The sequence below is a fragment of the Streptomyces sp. NPDC002076 genome, from assembly GCF_053593835.1.
In genome coordinates this window covers 1-19,769 of record NZ_JBSFDI010000003.1, presented here as the reverse complement: position 1 = coordinate 19,769, position 19,769 = coordinate 1, and the positions used below count along the sequence as shown (strand labels likewise).

At 71.3% G+C, this 19,769-nt stretch carries 15 protein-coding genes; 7 read left to right on the top strand and 8 right to left on the bottom strand.

What is annotated here, in order from left to right:
• Nucleotides 1-144: 144 nt before the first annotated feature.
• Complete coding sequence (gene secA, locus ACWCQS_RS07320) at nt 145-2,955, bottom strand: preprotein translocase subunit SecA (protein ID WP_451003547.1); 2,811 nt, start codon at nt 2,953-2,955, stop codon at nt 145-147.
• A gap of 263 nt (nt 2,956-3,218) precedes the next feature.
• On the opposite strand from secA, the gene ACWCQS_RS07315 reads away from it, so the two are divergent.
• Together ACWCQS_RS07315 and ACWCQS_RS07310 are read left to right on the top strand one after the other, a co-directional pair.
• Complete coding sequence (locus ACWCQS_RS07315) at nt 3,219-3,788, top strand: GNAT family N-acetyltransferase (RefSeq protein ID WP_451003546.1); 570 nt, start codon at nt 3,219-3,221, stop codon at nt 3,786-3,788.
• Nucleotides 3,789-3,840: 52 nt separating this feature from the next.
• Nucleotides 3,841-5,016: a winged helix-turn-helix domain-containing protein gene (locus ACWCQS_RS07310; RefSeq protein ID WP_451003545.1), complete on the top strand. Its 1,176-nt coding sequence runs from the start codon at nt 3,841-3,843 to the stop codon at nt 5,014-5,016.
• A 3-nt stretch (nt 5,017-5,019) separates the two neighbouring features.
• On the opposite strand, the gene ACWCQS_RS07305 is transcribed toward ACWCQS_RS07310, so the two are convergent.
• From ACWCQS_RS07305 to mtnA, 7 genes are all read right to left on the bottom strand, one after another.
• On the bottom strand, nt 5,020-5,766 hold the full coding sequence (locus ACWCQS_RS07305) for a response regulator (protein WP_388627244.1): 747 nt from the start codon (nt 5,764-5,766) through the stop codon (nt 5,020-5,022).
• Nucleotides 5,767-5,970: 204 nt separating this feature from the next.
• Nucleotides 5,971-6,663 (bottom strand): ribosome hibernation-promoting factor, HPF/YfiA family, encoded by a 693-nt coding sequence (gene hpf, locus ACWCQS_RS07300; protein WP_388627242.1) that lies wholly within the window; start codon nt 6,661-6,663, stop codon nt 5,971-5,973.
• A gap of 312 nt (nt 6,664-6,975) precedes the next feature.
• Entirely contained in the window at nt 6,976-7,812 is an 837-nt protein-coding gene (locus ACWCQS_RS07295; protein ID WP_451003544.1) for a ComF family protein, read from the bottom strand.
• A gap of 124 nt (nt 7,813-7,936) precedes the next feature.
• Complete coding sequence (locus ACWCQS_RS07290) at nt 7,937-9,778, bottom strand: LpqB family beta-propeller domain-containing protein (RefSeq protein WP_451003543.1); 1,842 nt, start codon at nt 9,776-9,778, stop codon at nt 7,937-7,939.
• Nucleotides 9,768-11,864, bottom strand: coding sequence for an MtrAB system histidine kinase MtrB (gene mtrB / locus ACWCQS_RS07285; RefSeq protein ID WP_451003542.1), 2,097 nt, complete (start codon nt 11,862-11,864; stop codon nt 9,768-9,770). The genes ACWCQS_RS07290 and mtrB overlap by 11 nt, the downstream gene beginning before the upstream one ends.
• A gap of 1 nt (nt 11,865) precedes the next feature.
• A complete protein-coding gene (mtrA, locus tag ACWCQS_RS07280) occupies nt 11,866-12,555 on the bottom strand; it encodes a two-component system response regulator MtrA (protein ID WP_191870552.1) in 690 nt (229 codons plus the stop codon).
• A gap of 119 nt (nt 12,556-12,674) precedes the next feature.
• The gene (gene mtnA / locus ACWCQS_RS07275; RefSeq protein ID WP_451003541.1) at nt 12,675-13,817 is read right to left on the bottom strand and encodes an S-methyl-5-thioribose-1-phosphate isomerase; all 1,143 of its coding nucleotides are present in this window, start codon (nt 13,815-13,817) and stop codon (nt 12,675-12,677) included.
• Nucleotides 13,818-13,957: 140 nt separating this feature from the next.
• Between mtnA and ACWCQS_RS07270 the strand changes: the two genes are divergently transcribed.
• From ACWCQS_RS07270 to ACWCQS_RS07250, 5 genes are read left to right on the top strand one after another with little or no spacing between them, the layout of a single operon-like run.
• Nucleotides 13,958-15,355, top strand: coding sequence for a glycerophosphoryl diester phosphodiesterase membrane domain-containing protein (locus ACWCQS_RS07270; RefSeq protein ID WP_451003540.1), 1,398 nt, complete (start codon nt 13,958-13,960; stop codon nt 15,353-15,355).
• A 4-nt stretch (nt 15,356-15,359) separates the two neighbouring features.
• A complete protein-coding gene (locus ACWCQS_RS07265; RefSeq protein ID WP_451003539.1) occupies nt 15,360-16,142 on the top strand; it encodes a DUF4129 domain-containing protein in 783 nt (260 codons plus the stop codon).
• Nucleotides 16,139-17,335, top strand: coding sequence for a DUF4350 domain-containing protein (locus ACWCQS_RS07260; RefSeq protein WP_451003538.1), 1,197 nt, complete (start codon nt 16,139-16,141; stop codon nt 17,333-17,335). The genes ACWCQS_RS07265 and ACWCQS_RS07260 overlap by 4 nt, the downstream gene beginning before the upstream one ends.
• A complete protein-coding gene (locus ACWCQS_RS07255; protein WP_451003915.1) occupies nt 17,335-18,324 on the top strand; it encodes an AAA family ATPase in 990 nt (329 codons plus the stop codon). Before ACWCQS_RS07260 ends, ACWCQS_RS07255 begins: the two co-directional genes overlap by 1 nt.
• Nucleotides 18,324-19,634, top strand: a complete 1,311-nt coding sequence (locus ACWCQS_RS07250) for a DUF58 domain-containing protein (RefSeq protein WP_451003537.1) — start codon at nt 18,324-18,326, stop codon at nt 19,632-19,634. Before ACWCQS_RS07255 ends, ACWCQS_RS07250 begins: the two co-directional genes overlap by 1 nt.
• Nucleotides 19,635-19,769 lie beyond the last annotated feature (135 nt).

Sequence of the window (19,769 nt, the reverse complement as noted above, 5' to 3'; positions counted from 1 at the left end):
CATACATCAGCCGCTCCGCGGCGGGCGCGAGGCCCGCCCTCCGGGTGAACGACTGGAGTTAGACGAGAGGGCCCAGCAACAGAAGGGCCGGGTCCCCAAAGGAACCCGGCCCTTCACACACGGCTGAGGCGCCGCGGTCAACCGCTACTTCTTACGGCGCCGCCCGCCCTTGGCCTGCCGCCGCCGCTCCGCCCGCGTCAGCCCGTCCGCCTCGGACCGCACCGGCTCGTCGTCCTCCAGGTCGCGCTCCACGATGCCGCCCTCACCGTCGACGGTCGGCGCCGAGAAGTGCAGATCCCTCCGCTGCGGAACGTCCAGCCCCTTCGCGCGGATCTCCGGACGCGCCCCGGCCTGCGCCGGAACCGTCTCTGGAACACCCTCGCCGACCGGCTCCGCCGCCTCGACCGGCACCTCCTCGACCTGCTGCTCGACCTGGACCTCCAGGTTGAACAGATAGCCGACGGACTCCTCCTTGATGCCGTCCATCATCGCGGTGAACATGTCGAAGCCCTCACGCTGGTACTCGACCAGCGGGTCCTTCTGCGCCATCGCGCGCAGGCCGATGCCCTCCTGGAGGTAGTCCATCTCGTAGAGGTGCTCACGCCACTTGCGGTCGAGGACCGACAGCACGACCCGGCGCTCCAGCTCACGCATGATCTCGGAGCCGAGCTGCGCCTCCCGGGCCTCGTACTGCTCGTGGATGTCGTCCTTGATGGACTCGGAGATGAACTCCGCGGTCAGACCGGCCCGGTCGCCGGCGGCGTCCTCCAGCTCCTCGATGGTGACCTTCACCGGGTAGAGCTGCTTGAACGCGCCCCACAGCCGGTCCAGGTCCCAGTCCTCGGGGAAGCCCTCGGAGGTCTCCGCGTGGATGTACGCGTCGATCGTGTCGTCCATGAAGTGCTGGATCTGCTCATGCAGGTCCTCGCCCTCCAGCACGCGCCGGCGCTCGCCGTAGATGACCTCGCGCTGCCGGTTGAGGACCTCGTCGTACTTCAGAACGTTCTTACGGGTCTCGAAGTTCTGCTGCTCGACCTGCGACTGCGCGGACGCGATCGCGCGCGTGACCATCTTGTTCTCGATCGGCACGTCGTCCGGCACGTTGGCCATGGACATCACGCGCTCGACCATCTGGGCCTTGAACAGGCGCATCAGATCGTCGCCGAGGGAGAGGTAGAAGCGGGATTCGCCCGGGTCGCCCTGACGGCCGGAACGACCGCGCAGCTGGTTGTCGATGCGCCGGGACTCGTGCCGCTCGGTGCCAAGGACGTAGAGGCCGCCGAGCTCCTCGACCTCCTCCTTCTCGGCCTTGACGGCCTGCTCGGCCTTCTCCAGCGCGGCGGGCAGGGCCGCGGCCCACTCCTCGATGTGCTCCTCGGGGTCGAGGCCGCGCTGGCGCAGCTCCGCCTCGGCGAGGTCCTCGGGGTTGCCGCCGAGCTTGATGTCCGTACCACGACCGGCCATGTTGGTGGCCACGGTCACCGCGCCCTTGCGGCCGGCCTGCGCGACGATCGACGCCTCGCGCTCGTGGTGCTTGGCGTTCAGCACCTCGTGCTGGATGCCGCGCTTGCTGAGCTGCTGCGAGAGGTACTCCGACTTCTCGACGGACGTCGTGCCGACGAGGATCGGCTGGCCCTTCTCGTGCTTCTCGGCGATGTCGTCGACGACCGCCTCGAACTTGGCGACCTCGGTGCGGTAGATCAGGTCCGACTGGTCCTTGCGGATCATCGGCCTGTTGGTCGGGATCGGGACGACGCCGAGCTTGTAGATCTGGTGGAACTCGGCGGCCTCGGTCATCGCCGTACCGGTCATGCCGGACAGCTTCGAGTAGAGGCGGAAGAAGTTCTGCAGGGTGATCGTGGCGAGCGTCTGGTTCTCGTCCTTGATGTCCACCCCTTCCTTCGCCTCGATCGCCTGGTGCATGCCCTCGTTGTAGCGGCGGCCGGCGAGGATACGTCCGGTGTGCTCGTCGACGATCATGACTTCGCCGTCGAGGACGACGTAGTCCTTGTCGCGCTTGAAGAGCTCCTTGGCCTTGATGGCGTTGTTCAGGTAACCCACGAGCGGGGTGTTCACCGACTCGTAGAGGTTGTCGATGCCCAGCCAGTCCTCGACCTTGCTGACGCCGGCCTCGTGGATGGCGACCGTGCGCTTCTTCTCGTCGACGTCGTAGTCGCCGGTCTCCTCCATGCCCTTCAGCGGGTTGCCCGCCTCGCCCCTCTTCAGGCGCGTGACCAGCTTGGCGAAGTCGCCGTACCACTTGGTGGCCTGGTCGGCCGGGCCCGAGATGATCAGCGGCGTACGGGCTTCGTCGACGAGGATGGAGTCGACCTCGTCGACGATGGCGAAGTTGTGTCCGCGCTGGACGAGCTCGTCCTTGGACCACGCCATGTTGTCGCGCAGGTAGTCGAAGCCGAACTCGTTGTTCGTGCCGTAGGTGATGTCGCAGTTGTACTGCTCGCGGCGCTGGGCCGGGGTCATGCTGGCGAGGATGCAGCCGACACTCAGGCCCAGGAACTTGTGGACGCGGCCCATCATCTCGGAGTCGCGCTCGGCCAGGTAGTCGTTGACCGTGACGATGTGGACGCCCTCGCCGGACAGGGCGTTCAGATACGCGGGCAGGGTGCCGACGAGGGTCTTGCCCTCACCGGTCTTCATCTCGGCCACATAGCCGAGGTGGAGGGCGGCGCCACCCATCAGCTGCACGTCGTAGTGCCGCTGGCCGAGGACGCGCTTGGCGGCCTCGCGGACGGTGGCGAAGGCCTCGGGGAGCAGGTCGTCCAGGCTCTCACCATCGGCGTACCGCTGCTTGTACTCATCGGTGAGGGCCCGCAGCTCGGCGTCGGAGAGGTTCACGAAGTCCTCTTCGATGGAGTTGACCTGGTCCGCGATGCGGTGCAGCTTGCGCAGGATCTTGCCTTCGCCTGCACGCATGATCTTCGAGAGGACGGACACGGGGGTTTGTCTCCTTGCCGGTCGGGCCTGGGACGGTCGGTTTCCATTTGACGTACTGAGCAACGGCCATCGTATGCGAGACCCCGGCTGGGCCGGGAGGCCTGGCGGTCCGACGGCTGCTTCGTGGCTGCTTCATCCCGGACAACGGACGGGCCACACGGATAGTGCCGCATCCGCGCGAGGAATTGCGCGAACTGTGATCACGCGCTCACATATAGCGAAAACCGATGGCCCGGCCGCGCATCGCCGAGCACAATCAGCCGATGGAACCCGTCACACTCACCACCGACCGCCTGATCCTGCGCACGGTCGGCCCGCACGACACCCAGGCGGTCCACGACGCCGCCCAGGACCCCGAGATCCAGCGCTGGACCACGGTGCCCTCGCCGTATCTGCCCGAGCACGCGAGCGGCTTCACCGAGCAGCTGGTCCCCGACGGCTGGGCGGAGGGTTCGATGTTCACCTTCGGTGTGTTCCTCACCAGCGGCGAACTCGCCGGCATGCTCGGTCTCACCATGCGTTCGCTCGGCGTGGCGGAGGTCGGCTTCTGGGCGGCCAAGGAGCACCGCGGCCACGGTTACGTCACCGAGGCCACGCTCACCGCCTGCCGGTGGATCTTCACCGAGGTCGGCGTCGACCGGGTCGAATGGCGCGCCGAGGTCGGCAACCGCGCCTCCCGCGCGGTGGCGGAGCGCGCGGGGTTCACCATCGAGGGCACCCTGCGCTCCGCGCTCAACAACAAGGGAGTGCGCCGGGACTGCTGGGTCGGCTCCCTGCTCCCCTCGGACCTGGGGCTGCCGTCCACGGCGCCGTACCTGCCCGCCCGCGGCTAGCGAAGCCGCAGCTCACCGCGGACTGTCAGTGGCACCCTCTATCGTCCGGGCCATGACGACCCTTCCGCGCCCGACCGCCACTCTCACCGCGGACGACGCCCGCCGTATCGCCCTGCGGGCCCAGGGCTTCCTCGGCGCGCCCGACCGGCGGGCCGGAGTCCGCGGCGTGCTGCGCCACCTCGGCGCGGTCCAGCTCGACACGATCTCGGTCCTCGCCCGCTCCCACGAACTCGTGCCGTACGCCCGTCTCGGCGCGGTCGGCCGCAAGACGGTCGAGGCCGCCTACTGGACGGGCACCCACGCCTTCGAGTACTGGTCGCACGCGGCGTGCATCCTGCCCGTCGAGGAGTGGCCGCACTTCGCCTTCCGCCGCCGCGCCTACCGCAACCGCCCGCACTGGAACCACGAGCTGCCCGAGGGTGTCTACGACCTGGTCATCAAGCAGCTGCGCGCGGAAGGTCCGCTGACCTCCACGGAGCTGGGCGGCGCGAAGAAGACGAGCGACTGGTGGGACTGGTCGGGCACCAAGGTCGCGGTGGAGCGCGCGCTGATGTACGGCGAGGTGGTGTGCGTCGAGCGGCGCGGCTGGAAGCGGGTGTACGACCTCGCCGAGCGCGCGGTCCCGGAGGCGCTGCTGCACGACGAGCTGGACGACACCGAGTGCCTGCGCCGCCTGGTCCGGCTGGCCGGCGAGTCCCTCGGTGTCGGCACGCGCGCGGACATCGCCGACTATCACCGCCTCAAGGGCGAGCAGGTCGACGCGGTGATCGCCGACTCGGGTCTGGTGCCGGTCGAGGTCGAGGGCTGGGGGAAGCCGGCCTGGGCAGATCCGGCGGCCCTGGCGACTCCGCCGCGCGGCCGGCACCGCACCACCCTGCTGTCGCCGTTCGACTCGCTGATCTGGGAGCGGGCGCGCACGGAGCGGATCTTCGGCTTCACCCACCGCCTGGAGGCGTACGTGCCCAAGCCGAAGCGGGTCCACGGCTACTTCGCGATGCCGGTGCTCGCGGGCGGCCGGCTGGTCGGGCGGGTGGATCCGGCGCGCGAGGGCCGCACGCTGGTGGCAAGGCAGGTCACCCTGGACGGCCCGAAGGCGGTCCCTGCGGTCGCCGAGGCCCTGGTCGAGGCGGCGACCTGGGTGAACTGCACGGACGTCCGGGTGGAGCGGGTGGACGCGCCCGGCCTGCGCGAGCCCCTGACGAGGGAACTCGCCGGCCTGCTCGGGTAGGCGCTAGCGGATCTCGAGGATCTTCTCCCGCATCGCGTAGACCACGGCTTCCATCCTGGAGTGCAGCTGGAGCTTCTCCAGGATGTTGCGGACGTGGTTCTTCACGGTGTTCTCGGAGATGAACAGCTCCTTGGCGATGTCCCGGTTGTTCATCCCGGTGGCGACGAGCTTGAGCACCTCCAGTTCCCGGTCGGTCAGCCGCGGCGCGGGCACCAGCCGGCGCTCGTCGGTGCGCTGGATCATCGACTTGAACTCGGTGAGGAGCTTGGACGCCATGGACGGGCTGATCTGCGACTGGCCGTCGGCCACCGCGCGAATGGCGGTCGCCACCTCGTCCGTGGAGATCTCCTTGAGAAGGTATCCGGTCGCGCCCGCCTTGATCGCGTCGTAGAGGTCGGCCTCCTCATCGCTGATCGTCAGCATGATGATCTTGGCGCTGGGGGCGACCTCCTTGATGGAGGTGCAGGCCTCGATCCCGCCGCGCTTGGGCATGCGGACGTCCATCAGCACGATGTCGGGCAGCAGATCGGCGGCCTTGTCCACGGCCTCGGCCCCGTCACCGGCCTCGCCGACGACCTGGATGTCCTCCTCGGCCGCGAGCACGATCTCCAGGCCGCGCCGGAAGAGGGCGTGGTCGTCCACGACCAGGACCCTGATCGGCTCCGCGCGAACGGAGCCCGCATCCGTGCCCATGCCGATGACACCGTCGTCGCCATCCTCGTCCCGCATCGGTCCGAAGGTGTCCGCCATCGTTCCTCCCCCTGAAGGCTGTGGCCTGTGGTCCTGTGCCATCGCCAACCCAAGGCAGCGGCCCACCGGTTGGGCCGGTCCGGCCATGATTTCATGCCCGGGCGGCACCGGGGTGACGAGCGAGGCGCGAACTGGTCGCACACAGGTGCCCCTGGGGGCGCACACGCGCTTCCAGGGGCACCGGCTCGACGTGGGCCGGATGGGTCAGCCGCCCAGCGTGCCACCTGCCGCGGGATGCTGCGCCTCAGCGACCATCGGGTCCGTGCTGAGGTGGATCACGCCGTAGTCGTAGGCGTGCCGCCGGTAGACGACGCTGGGTTCCTTCGTCTCCGCGTCGACGAACAAGTAGAAGTCGTGGCCGACCAGTTCCATCTCGTAAAGGGCCTGGTCGAGGCTCATCGGAGCGGCGACGTGCGTCTTCTCGCGGACGACGAGGGGACCTTCTCCCTTGACCTCCAGCGAGCCGATCTTCTTCGTCGGCACTCCGTCCGTCTCTTCCTCCTGAGCGGGGAGGCCGTTGCCGTTCAGCGTCGCCGCGCCCGGCACATGGTCGGGAACCTCGGCCGCCGAGATCCGGCGTGCGCCTCGGCGGGAGAAACGCTTGTCGTGCTGCTTGCGCAGCCGGGCGTCCAGCTTCTCCGCCGCCAGGTCGAGTGCCGCGTACGGGTCGCTTGCCGCTGCCTCCGCCCGGATCACCGGACCGCGGGAGCGGAGCGTGATCTCCACTCGGTCACAGCGGTCGGCCTGTCGGGGGTTGGGCTCCTTGGACACCTCGACGTCGAGGCTGATCACCTTGGCATCGAGCCTCTGGATCTTCTCCAGCTTCAGCTTCTCGGCCACGTGCTTGCGGAACCGCTCGGGCACCTCGGTCTTGCGGCCTTTGACGACGATGTCCACGCAGAACTCCGTTCCCGGATCGCTCCGCTCCGTCGGCGGAGCATCTCCCTTTTGCACCAGATCCGGTGAGCACCGGACCTCGGACTCGGTGACTTCCACCTCCTCCTCCCCCAAGGGCGAGATCTGCACCCCACCGCCACGGGTGATTGCCGAAAACCCGCGGCACGGCATTCCGATATGAGAGGTGTGGCCTGCGCCTTTCCTCACAACCGAACATATCTCGCCCGGACGGATGTCGTCACCCTCTACTCCGGCGTACCTCCGTTCAGGTGAATTACCCCTCCCGCTACCTGCAACGATGCAAGTCAGCGATCAGTTCCTGTTTATTTCGAAAGAATCCAGCGGGGCGGCGATCACGGCCGCATGGAGTGCATGCCGGAGACTGTTCACAGCCGCCTTTTCCGGTGCACCATGCACCCACTTCCCACTCTCCCACCGTGCTCCGATCCGTCGTTCATCCCTTCCTTCCCGAGTTACGGCTCCGTACACGACTGTTCTCACTCCAGTTCCCTCCTCTGCCACCTCCCGGACAGCCCGCGCCGCCTCCGCGAGGCTGGCGCCCGTCGTGATCAGGTCGTCGACGAGCACGACGCGTCCCGCGCCGAGCAGCCGGCCACCGTCCGCCGTCACCTCCAGCGCACCCGTGAGGTTCGCCAGGCGCCGCCGAGCGTCCAGCCCGGCCTGGTCCGCCACCGGCCGCCGCTGCCGCAGCACGGCCGCCACCCTGGCCGGCGTACCGGTGCGCCGCAGCTCCCCGGCCGCCGCGAGCGCCATCCGCCGCACCGGATCGTGCCCACGCGCCCGCACGGCCCACCGCGCGGAGGGCACGGGCACGAGCAGCACGGGCCCAAAACCGGCGTCGAGCCCCGCCCGCACGGCTCGCGCCAGGGCCGCACCCAGTGCTCCCGCGAGGGCCAGCGCGCCCCGCTCCTTGTGCGCGAGAAGCAGCGTGCGCACCTCCTCCGCGTACGGAGCCACCGCATGCACCACCGGCAGCCCGGCCGGCTCCGGCACCGGCCGCACCCGCCGCGGCGCGCGCCCGCACAGCGCGGCCCGGCACCGCGGGCAGAGCACCGCACGAGGTGCTCCGCAGCCCGCGCAGTCGGTCGGCAGCACCAGGTCGGTGAGGTCCTGCCACCACCCCCGCATGTCCACCACTGTGCCAAGGCGGAAGCGGCCCGGCCACCCCTGTGGAAAACGCCCTGTGGACAACCCGGGGAAACGCACACCGCCCCTCACCCACACGGGGAAGGGGCGGTGCCTGACGCGACGCTCAGCCCGGATAGACCGGCGCCGTCCCGTCCTTGTCGACCTTCTGCCACTGCGACCCGGACGGCAGCCGTACGATCCCGTCGTCCTGCGAGGAGGCCACCAGCGGCACCCGCTCGTCCTCGGACGCGGCGATCGACTTCACGCCGGTGAGCGCGCCCGGCGCCGGACCGTCGAGCGTGGAGCCGTCGACCTGGACGTACCGCATCTGCAGCACGCCGCCCTGCTCCCGGCCGACCACGAGCAGCCTGCTGTCCCCGGCCCACGACAGGGCGCTGACCTGCTCCAGGTCGGGCGCGGCCGACCGCAGTTCGACCACCGACGTGTCCTGCCCGGTGCCGTCGTCGCGCTGGATGCGGCCGATCAGCAGGGACTGCTTGCCGTCCTTCTTCTCCACGACGAGCGCGATCCGCACCCCGTCGGCGGCGACCCGTGCGTCCGTGATCCGGCCGGGCAGGTCCGGGACCGCGACCTCCTCCGGTTTGGCGGCGCCCTGCTGCAGCACGTACAGCCGGGGACGGCGCGGGTCCCGGTCGGCCACCCACAGGTCGCCGCGGGCGTCCCAGCTCGGCGTCGTCAGCCGCTCGTCCAGGGTCGCACCCTGGCTGGTCACCAGCGCCTGACCCAGCGAACCGCCCGACGCCAGCGACGTCACGTACAACGACTTCCCCTGGTCGCCGACGCCGGCCCCGCTGTGCTCGTCCCGCGACACCGCGACCGACTCGAACGCCTTGCCGCCCTCACCCAGCGGACCCGGCACCGGTACGGCGCTGGTGGTGGTGCTCCCGGTCGGCATCCGCACCAGCCGGTGCTTGCCGTCGAGGTAGTACAGGTTCTCGGGGCTCTTGGCCGACCCGTGCCAGGCGGTGGCCTCGGCGCGCTCCTCGCTCAGGTTGCACAGCCGGTGGCCGCCGACGCCCTGCAGCTCGACGGACTCCAGCGTCGGCGCCAGGTTGCGCAGCGTGAACAGCAGCTGCGTCGCCATCTCGGTGCACTTGGTCGCCGCGACCTGGGACTCCTTGAGGTTCAGCGGCACGGTCACCTTGTTCTGGTCGTCCGGAGCCAGCCCCGACACGTCCTTCTGCAGGGCCGTACCGGTCGGGAAGCTGGACCTGACGACCGGCCCGAGCCAGCGGGTGGGCCCCCTCAGCAGCGAGCGGACCATCTGCGTCATCGGGTCCACCTTGCTGCGCACGAACACCGGATCGGCGACCGCCACCGGCTCGCCCGCGGACCCCACCGCCGTGTCGGAGGCGAAGTAGTACTTGTCGACGGGCGTGTAGTTGCGCTGGAAGTCCGACTTGCCCATGACGACCCCGTCGGGCAGCGCGTCGATGCGCCACTGCCCGTTCTTGGGGTCCCGCGTCAGATGCACCTTCTTGCGGTAGGAACCGCCGACCGGCTCATGCGCCTGCTGCGCATCCACGGTCGCGACCATGCTGCCGGCGAGGACACAGGTCGCGCTGCCCGCCCGGTCCGGCCCCGCGCCCGGCCGGCAGTCGGGCTCGATGCTCGGCCCATTGGCGAGGACCGTGGTCGACTGCTCCGGCCGCCAGGTGCGCGCCGCGTCGGGCGTCAGGTACTTGCGCGCCGTGTCGTACGCCGGGTCGTCGCTGGTCAGCGCCTCCAGGAAGCCCTGCATGATCTCGGCGGGCCCGGCACCCTCGGCCGGCGGCATGGCGAACACCCGGACCCCGGTGTCCTGCCGCGGCGTGGACTCCACGTTCCGCAGGTCTCCGCTGTCCGGCATCGAGGCGCACCCGGCCAGCAGTACGGTCCCCAGGGCGGCGTAGGCCACCGCGCGTCCCGGCCGCGGCCGGGCGCCCCCCTTGCGGTCAGCGCCCACGAAATGCCTCCCCTGGCTCGGTCGAGTCCTCCTTGTCGGCCGCATCCGGCCGGGCCGCGCCCACATCGGGTGCCGGACGCATGGTGGGCCCGTCGTCCGCACGCCGTGCGCCACCGGTGGGCCGGGGTACCACACGTGCGCCGTTTCCGTTGCCGGGCAGCGCGGCCGGATCGGCGGTAGGCCCAGCAGGGGCGCGCGGCGGCAGCGCGGGCGCCTGGGCGCCGCTCTGCTGCACGGGAAGGGTCGCCCGCTTCTCCTCGCCTCCGCCGGGCAGACCGGCCTCGTCGAGGCCGCGGTTGCGGCGCGAGTCCTTGGGCTCCAGCGGTATCGGCGAGCCCCGCAGCGGCTCGTCCGCGGTCCTGGGCAGCGTCAGCCGGAACTGGGAGCCGCCGCCCGGCTCGCCCCAGGCCTGCAGCCAGCCGCCGTGCAGCCGCGCGTCCTCGAGCGCGATCGACAGCCCGAGGCCCGTACCGCCGGTGGTACGCGCGCGTGCCGGGTCCGCCCGCCAGAAGCGGCTGAATACGCGCGTGGCCTCGCCCGGCTTGAGTCCCACGCCGTAGTCGCGCACCGCGACGGCGACCGCGCCGCCCGCGGCAGCGAGCTTGACGACGACGTCCTTGCCCTCGCCGTGCTCCACGGCGTTGACGACGAGGTTGCGCAGCACGCGCTCCACACGGCGGGCGTCGGCCTCGGCCACGACGGGCTGCTGATCGCCGACCACGCGTATGTGCGTGCCCTTGCGCTCGGCGAGCGGCTCGGCGCCGCTGACCACACGCCGGACGACCTCGCGGAGGTCTATCGGCTCGGCCTCCAGGGCCGCCGCGCCCGCGTCGAAGCGGCTGATCTCCAGCAGATCCGCGAGGAGCGACTCGAAGCGGTCCAGCTGGTCGGCGAGCAGCTCGGCCGAGCGCGCGGTCACCGGGTCGAAGTCCTCGCGTGCCTCATGGATGACGTCGGCGGCCATGCGGACGGTGGTCAGCGGGGTGCGCAGCTCGTGCGAGACGTCCGACACGAACCGGCGCTGCATCCGCGACAGGTCCTCCAGCTGCTGGATCTTCACCTGGAGGTTCTGCGCCATCTTGTTGAAGGCCTCGCCCAGTCGGGCGATGTCGTCCTCGCCGGTGACCTTCATCCGCTCCTGCAGCCGCCCGGCCGACAGCCGCTCCGCGATCCCGGCCGCCATCCGCACCGGCGTGACGACCTGGCGCACCACCAGCCAGGCGATGGCCCCGAGCAGCACGACCACGAACAACCCCGCGGTCGCCAGAGTGCCCTTGACCAGGCTCAGGGACTTCTCCTCCTGCGTGAGCGGGAAGAGGTAATACAGCTCGTACGGCCGCCCGTTGGGGTCGCTGACCTGCTTGCCGATGACCAGCGCCGGCTGCGACTCCTTGCCGTTGGCGTAGACGATCCGGGTGTAGCTCTGGGCGGCCGTCGTACCGCTGTTGACCCGTTCACGCAGGGCGTCGGGGATGCTGGAGGTCGGGTTGACGTTCCCGGAACCGCGCGGGCTGCGGCCGCCGCCGCTGTCGTCGCCGACGGGCAGCGTGACGACGTCGAAGGCGCCCGCGCCGCCGCTGGACAGCGACTCCACGAGGTCGCTCATCCACTGGATGACGTTCTGCGACTGCCGGCCGTCCGCGGTCGCGGTGCCGTCGGCGGTGCCGCTGCCGGCGGCCGCCGCACCCGTACCGGCGCCGCTGGCCGCCTCGTCCGCCTTCTGCTTGGCCACCGCGAAGCCGCCCGTGGCCTGGCTCTGCGAGGCCCTCACCTTGGCGTCCAGCAGGCCGTTGCGCACCTGCCCGATCACGACGAAGCCCAGCAGCAGCACGACGCCCAGGGACATCACGAGCGTGGTGGCGACGACCCGCAGCTGGATGTTGCGCCGCCACAGCCGCATCACCGGCAGCAGCGGACGGCGCACCCAGCGCAGCAGCAGCCTGATGACCGGACTGCCCTGGACCCCGCCCTCGAGCAGCCCGCCCTCGAAAAGATTCCTGAACCGGGCACCCGCCGTCCGGCCGACAGGCCGCCCCGGACGGGCCCCGGACCGGCCGGGGGCCGAAGCGGCGCTGTCCCCGGACATGTCAGCTCGGCCCCGCCTTGTAACCGACACCACGGACGGTCACCACGATCTCGGGCCGCTCCGGGTCCTTCTCGACCTTGGAACGCAGCCGCTGGACGTGCACATTGACAAGCCGCGTGTCGGCGGCGTGCCGGTAGCCCCACACCTGCTCGAGCAGCACCTCACGGGTGAATACCTGCCACGGCTTGCGGGCGAGCGCGACCAGCAGGTCGAACTCCAGCGGGGTCAGCGCGATCGACTGCCCGTCCCGCTTCACCGAGTGCCCGGCCACATCGATGACCAGGTCACCTATGGTCAGCTGCTCCGGCGCCGGCTCCTCCGACCTCCGCAGCCGCGCCCGGATCCGGGCGACCAGCTCCTTCGGCTTGAACGGCTTGACGATGTAGTCGTCGGCGCCCGACTCCAGGCCCACGACCACGTCGACGGTGTCGCTCTTCGCCGTGAGCATCACGATCGGCACCCCGGACTCGGCCCGGATCAGCCGGCACACCTCGATGCCGTCCCGACCGGGCAGCATCAGGTCGAGCAGGACCAGATCCGGCTTGGTCTCCCGGAAAGCGGCCAGCGCCTTGTCGCCGTCGGCTACGAAAGACGGCTCAAAACCTTCACCACGCAGCACGATGCCGAGCATCTCGGCCAGTGCGGTGTCGTCGTCGACGACAAGGACTCGTCCCTTCATAAACGACATCATCCCATTCTCATAACAGCGACAGGCGCCCTGGTGAGGGAGGTCACTGGCCGGTGACGATAGTCGTACGGAGCCGTCACTGTCTGCCCCTGTCCGCCGACCGTCGAGCCGGCATCAGCCCATCAGCCGGTCGTCACCTGGCGCGACCTGGCGCACAGCTCCGCGAGAGCCTCGGCCGTCACGGGTGAGATGGCACCCTCCTCGGTGACGATGGCCGTCACCAGCTCGGGCGGCGTCACGTCGAACGCCGGGTTGTACGCCTGGGTCCCCAGGGGCGCCACCGGCACCCCGCCTCCCGCTCCCGTCACCGGCACCTGAGGCGCCGCGATCTCGGTGACCTCGAAGCCGGGTCGCTGCTCGACCTCGATGGACGCCCCGTCGGGGGTCTCCGGGTCGACCGTCGTCACCGGAGCCACCACGATGAACGGCACATGGTGGTACCGCGCCAGCACGGCGAGCGGATAGCTCCCCACCTTGTTCGCCACCGAGCCGTCGGCCGCGATCCGGTCCGCCCCGATCAGCACCGCGTCCACCTCACCGGCCGCGAGCAGCGAACCCGCCGCGTTGTCGGTGAGCAAGGTGTACGCCATGCCCGTGCGGGCCGCTTCGTACGCCGTGAGGCGCGCACCCTGCAGCAGCGGGCGCGTCTCGTCCACCCACAGCCGGCGCAGCCGCCCCTCGCGGTGCGCCTTGAGGGCCACCGCGAAGGCCGTGCCCTCGCCCCCCGACACCAGCGAGCCGCTGTTGCAGTGGGTGAGGATCCGGTGCCCGCCGCCGGGCACCAGTTCGTCCAGCAGCGCCAGTCCGTGAGCCGCCATCCGGGTGCTGGCCTCGGCGTCCTCCCGGTGCAGCGCCCGCGCCGCGGCCAGCGCCGCCGTCGCCGCCTCGGTGGGATCGCCACTTTCCGCCAGCCCGGCCTGATACGCGGCCTGGGCGCGGCGCACGCCGACGGACAGGTTCACCGCGGTGGGCCGGGCGCCCTCGAGGGCCTGCGCCGCCTCGGCCACGTCGAATCCGCGTGCGGCGGCGAGCGCGACACCGTACGCCCCCGCGATCCCGAGCAGCGGCGCCCCGCGCACGGCGAGCGAACGGATCGCCTCCACCAGCGCCGGCGCGTCCGTGCACACCAGCTCGACCTCTTCGACCGGCAGCCGCGTCTGGTCGAGAAGCACAACCACAGGGCCTTCGGGTGGTTCCTCCCATCGGATCGCAGGTATCTCGGTCGGCCGCTTGTCTCCGTCGGTTCGCGCCTGCTGATCAGCCATGCGGTCAGTCTGCCCCGGATCCGGCGGACAATTGAAGGCATCCAGCGCCCACCGCGGCCGGTCCCTTGATGACCACCCCATGGCACGATGGCTGCCAACCTGCCGCCGCGACCGCGGACGGGCACCGAGAAGGAGCTTCGATGACAGACACTCCGGGCTGGGCCTCGCCCGGAACCGCCCCGTCGAACGAGGGGCGGGAACCCGGCGCGTCCGGTCCCGCCGAGCCTGCCGACCGCCCCGGCGACGCCGCACCCCCGGCGCAGCCGCATGCCGACGCGCAGGGCCCAGGCGGAAAGTGGTCCAAGGAGCAGCCGCCACCCGGCCAGTGGTCCGCGCCCACCGGTGCCCCCGGCACCCACCAGACCCCGCCACCCCCGCCGCCCGGCCCGGGCTGGACCGGACAACCGCCCGGCGGCAGGTACGGCGGCCCTCCCGGCGGCCCCGGCGGCTACGGAGGCGGGTACGGCAGCCCTCCCGGCGGCTACGGCGGTTACCGCAACCCCGGCGGATACGGAGCCTGGGGCGGCGGCTGGGGCGGTCCCCCGCCCGCGGCCAAGCCCGGCGTCATCCCGCTGCGCCCGCTCGGCGTCGGCGAGATCCTCGACGGCGCCGTCTCCACCATGCGCACGCACTGGCGCACAGTCCTCGGTATCTCGCTGGCGGTGTCCCTGCTCCTGAACACCAGCATGGTCCTGCTGCAGGGCCTCGTCCTGAACGACACCACCGTCCAGACGACGATCAACGACCCGAACAACGCCAGCCCCGACGAAACGCTCCACGCCCTGCGCGAGACCATGATCGGCACTGGCATCGTCTCGGTGATCCGGACGGTCGCCATCATCCTTTTGACCGCCCTGCTCACGACCATCACCAGCCGGGCCGTCCTCGGCAGGTCGATCACCGCCGGCGAGGCCTGGCGCGAATCCCGCCCGCAGATCCTGAAACTCTTCGGACTGCTCGTTCTGCTCGGCCTGATCTTCGCCGGTGTCGTGGTCGCCGGCGGACTGCCCGGCCTCCTCCTCCTGCTCGCCGGCAACAGGACCGGCGGAGCCGCCCTGCTCGCGCTCGGCTTCCTCGCGGCCACCGTCGTCGCGATATGGCTGGGGATCCGCTTCTACCTGGCCGCGCCCGCTCTGATGCTGGAGCGGCAGGGCATCGTGAAGTCCCTGAAGCGCTCCGCGAAGCTCGTCCGCGGCTCCTGGTGGCGCACCTTCGGCATCGTGCTGCTCACCCTGCTCATCACCGTCATCGTCGCGTCGGTCATCTCCATCCCCTTCACCCTCATCGGGTCCGCCGTCAGCGGCGACAGCACCAGCGACGTGCTCGGTACCAGCGGCGGGCACATCGGCTGGACCGCCCTGATCATCCGGGGCATCGGCGCCCTGATCGGCACCACGCTCACCCTGCCGATCAGCGCGGGCGTCACCGTGCTCCTCTACATCGACCAGCGCATCCGCCGCGAGGCCCTCGACCTCGAACTGGCCCGCGCCGCCGGTGTCCGGAACACCGCCGGGCCCGGCCCCGTCCCGGGGAGCTGATGCGGTGAGTCTCACGGGGGGAGTGCTCGCGGTGGCGGCCCCGTCCGGCGCCGGCGGCACGGTCGTACGAGGCCTGCTGCGCGCGGCGGACACGGCCGTCCGCGCAGCAGGCGGCTCGGGAGACGAGCCGCCCCTGACCATCCCGCGTGATCCCGCGCGGGAGGCGGCACGCCGCGAACTGTCCAAGCGGCTGTACCACGAGAACGAACCCGGCCTGTTCCAACGTGCCCTGAACGCCTTCTGGGACTGGCTCGGCCGGCTGCTCGACTCGGCCGCCTCGGCGACACCCGGCGGCACGATCGGCCTGGTCGTCGTGGTCCTGTTCGTCGTCGCCGTCCTGGCCGCCCTGTGGTGGCGCCTGGGCACCCCACGCCGGCAACCCTCCTCCTCCGCCGCCGCCCTGTTCGACGACCGGCCCCGCAGCGCCGCCGAACACCGCGCGGCCGCCGAGGCACACGCGGCCCAGGGCCACTGGAACCAGGCCGTGCAGGAACGCATGCGGGCCATCGTTCGCTCCCTGGAGGAACGCACGCTGCTCGACGTCCGCCCGGGCCGCACCGCCGACGAAGCGGCCGCCGAAGCCGGCCGGTCCCTGCCCGCACACACCGACCGACTGCGGGCCGCGGCCCGCGAGTTCGACGACGTCACATACGGCGGGCGCAGGGCGACCGAGCAGTCGTACCACCGCATCGCCGAACTCGACCGTGACCTGGAACGCGCCAGGCCCGCCCTCGCCCACAGCACCACCAGCACGGCCCACACCGCCCACCAGGGGGCCGCCGAGTGACCGCCGAGGCCGCGCCGCCGACGACCTCCACCGCGCCCACCGTCCGCCAGGCATGGACGCGCGCGCGAGGCATCGCACTCGCCGCCGTACTGATCCTGGTGGCGGCCGTCGCCATGGCGGCCGTACGCTCCACCGTCCGGCACGGCGCACTGGACCCGCGCTCCGCCGACCCCTACGGCAGCCGTGCCGTCGCTCAACTCCTCGCCGACCGAGGCGTCGCCACGCGCGTGGTCACCTCGCTCGGCGCCGCACGGGACGCAGCTGGGCCGGACACCACTCTTCTGGTCGCCGCACCCGATCTCCTGACAGACCGTCAACAGGCCCAACTGCGCGCGGCCACCGCCACCTCCGGCGGGCGAACCGTTCTGGTCGCGGCGGGCACCCCCTCCGTCGAACGGCTCGCCCCTGGAGTCACCGCAGACCCCGCCACCAGCAGCGCCACCACGCTCGCCCCCCACTGCACCCTGCCCGCGGCCCGGCGCGCGGGCAGCGCCGACACCGGCGGCATCCGCTACACCACCACCCGCCTCGGCGCCGACCGCTGCTACCCCAGCGCGCGCCTCGCCACCCTGCTGCGCGTCCCCGAGACATCCGGGGGCGGCGACACCGTCGTGCTCGGCGCGCCCGACATCCTCTACAACGACCGCCTCGACAAGCAGGGCAACGCCTCGCTCGCCCTCCAACTCCTCGGCTCCCGCCCCCATCTGGTCTGGTACCTCCCCTCGCTCTCCGACACCTCGGCCACCGGCACCGGCGACCAGAAGAACTTCCTCGACCTGCTCCCCTCGGGCTGGCTCTGGGGCACCCTGCAGCTCTTCATCGCAGCGGTACTCGCCGCCTTCTGGCGGGCTCGCCGCTTCGGCCCCCTCGTGCCCGAAAGGCTCCCCGTCGCGATCCGCGCCTCCGAGACCGCCGAAGGACGAGCCCGCCTCTACCGCAAGGCCGACGCCCGCGACCGCGCGGCCGCCGCTCTTCGCTCCACCACCCGCACCCGCCTCGCCCCCCTCGTCGGCATCCCCGTCACCCAGGCGCATGCGCCCGAGGTCCTGCTCCCCGCCCTGTCCGCCCACCTCACCGGCGAGCAACAGGCCCTGCACTCCCTCCTCTTCGGACCGCCGCCCGGCGACGACGCGGCTCTCATCGCACTCACCGACCAACTCGACGCCCTCGAAAGAGAGGTACGCCGTTCATGATGGACCCGACCACTGACAACGCCGGGAACACCGGGGACCCGGGCACCGCCCGAGCCTCCCTGGAGGCCCTGCGCGCCGAGATCGCCAAAGCCGTGGTCGGCCAGGACCCCGCCGTGACCGGCCTCGTCGTCGCCCTCCTCTGCCGCGGACACGTTCTCCTTGAAGGAGTCCCCGGAGTCGCCAAAACGTTGCTCGTCCGCGCCCTGGCATCCGCACTCGAACTCGACACCAAGCGCGTCCAGTTCACTCCCGACCTGATGCCGAGCGACGTCACCGGATCCCTCGTCTACGACACCCGCACCGCCGAGTTCTCCTTCCAGGAGGGCCCGGTGTTCACCAACCTCCTGCTCGCGGACGAGATCAACCGCACCCCGCCCAAGACACAGTCCTCCCTCCTCGAAGCCATGGAGGAGCGCCAGGTCACGGTCGACGGCACCCCGCGCCCGCTGCCCGAACCGTTCCTCGTCGCCGCGACGCAGAACCCCGTCGAGTACGAGGGGACGTACCCCCTCCCCGAAGCCCAACTCGACCGTTTCCTGCTCAAACTGACGATCCCTCTGCCATCCCGCCAGGACGAGATCGACGTCCTGACCCGGCACGCCTCGGGCTTCAACCCGCGCGACCTGCGCGCCGCCGGCGTGCGCCCTGTCGCCGGCCCGGCCGACCTGGAAGCGGCCCGCGCCGCCGTCGCGAAGACGACCGTGTCCCCCGAGATCACCGCCTACGTCGTGGACATCTGCCGCGCCACCCGTGAGTCGCCCTCCCTCACCCTCGGCGTCTCCCCCCGCGGCGCCACCGCCCTCCTGGCCTCCTCGCGCGCCTGGGCCTGGCTCACGGGCCGCGACTACGTCATCCCCGACGACGTCAAGGCCCTCGCCCTGCCCACCCTGCGGCACCGGGTCCAACTGCGCCCCGAGGCCGAGATGGAAGGCGTGACGGCGGACTCCGTCATCAACGCCATCCTCGCCCACGTCCCGGTCCCCCGCTGATGGCACTCACCGGACGCGCCGCCCTCCTCGCGGCCCTCGGTTCGATCCCCGTCGGAATCCTGGAACCGGGCTGGGCGGGCATCCTCGCGGTCAACGGCCCCCTGGCCCTCGCCTGCGCCTGCGACTACGCGCTCGCCGCCCCCGTACGGCGCCTCGTCCTGTCCCGGTCCGGAGACACCTCCACCCGCCTCGGGGAGACCGCCGACGTCACGCTCACGGTCACCAACCCGTCCCGCCGCCTTCTGCGGGCACGGCTGCGTGACGCATGGCCGCCGAGCAGCTGGGAGCCGGGCACCGAGATCGAGGCCTCCCGGCACCGACTGACCGTCCCCCCAGGCGAACGCAGACGCGTGACGACAAGGCTGCGCCCCACCCGCCGCGGCGACCGCCACGCCGACCGCGTGACGATCCGCTCCTACGGCCCCCTCGGACTGTTCTCCCGCCAAGGCGCCCACAAGCTGCCCTGGTCCGTACGAGTTCTGCCCCCTTTCACCAGCCGAAAGCATCTGCCGTCGAAACTCGCCCGATTGCGTGAACTCGACGGCCGCACCAGCGTGCTGATCCGCGGCGAGGGAACTGAGTTCGACAGTCTGCGCGAGTACGTCCCCGGAGACGACACCCGCTCGATCGACTGGCGAGCCACCGCCCGCCAGTCCGCCGTCGCCGTCCGCACCTGGCGCCCCGAACGCGACCGTCACATCCTGCTCGTCCTGGACACCGGCCGCACCTCCGCCGGCCGCGTGGGCGACGCACCGCGCCTCGACGCCTCCATGGACGCCGCACTCCTCCTCGCGGCCCTGGCCTCCCGAGCCGGCGACCGCGTGGCACTCCTGGCGTACGACCGCCGGGTGCGAGCCCTGGTCCAAGGGCGCTCGGCAGGAGACGTACTGCCGGGCCTGGTGAACGCGATGGCACCGCTGGAACCGGAACTCGTCGAGACCGATGCCCGGGGACTCACCGGAGCAGCTCTGCGCACGGCACCCCGCCGATCCCTGATCGTGCTGCTCACGACGCTGGACGCGGCCCCCGTGGAGCAGGGGCTGCTCCCCGTGCTTCCGCAGCTCACTCAGCGGCACACCCTTCTGGTCGCTTCCGTGGCCGACCCACACATCGCCCGAATGGCAGAGTCCCGGGGCAGCGCGGAGGCGGTGTACGAGGCAGCGGCGGCGGCTCAGGCGCAGAGCGAGCGTCAGCGCACGGCGGAGCAGCTTCGACGGCATGGCGTGACAGTTGTGGACGCGACGCCGGAGGATCTGGCGCCGGCATTGGCGGATGCGTATCTGGCTCTGAAGGCGGCGGGCCGGCTCTGATCCGCCCTGGCTCCGCCGCCCTTCGGGGTATTGCGGGGCCCCCTAAACGCAGAAAGGCCCACGCCATCCGGCGTGGGCCTTTCCCAAGAATTGTTCGGCGGCGTCCTACTCTCCCACAGGGTCCCCCCTGCAGTA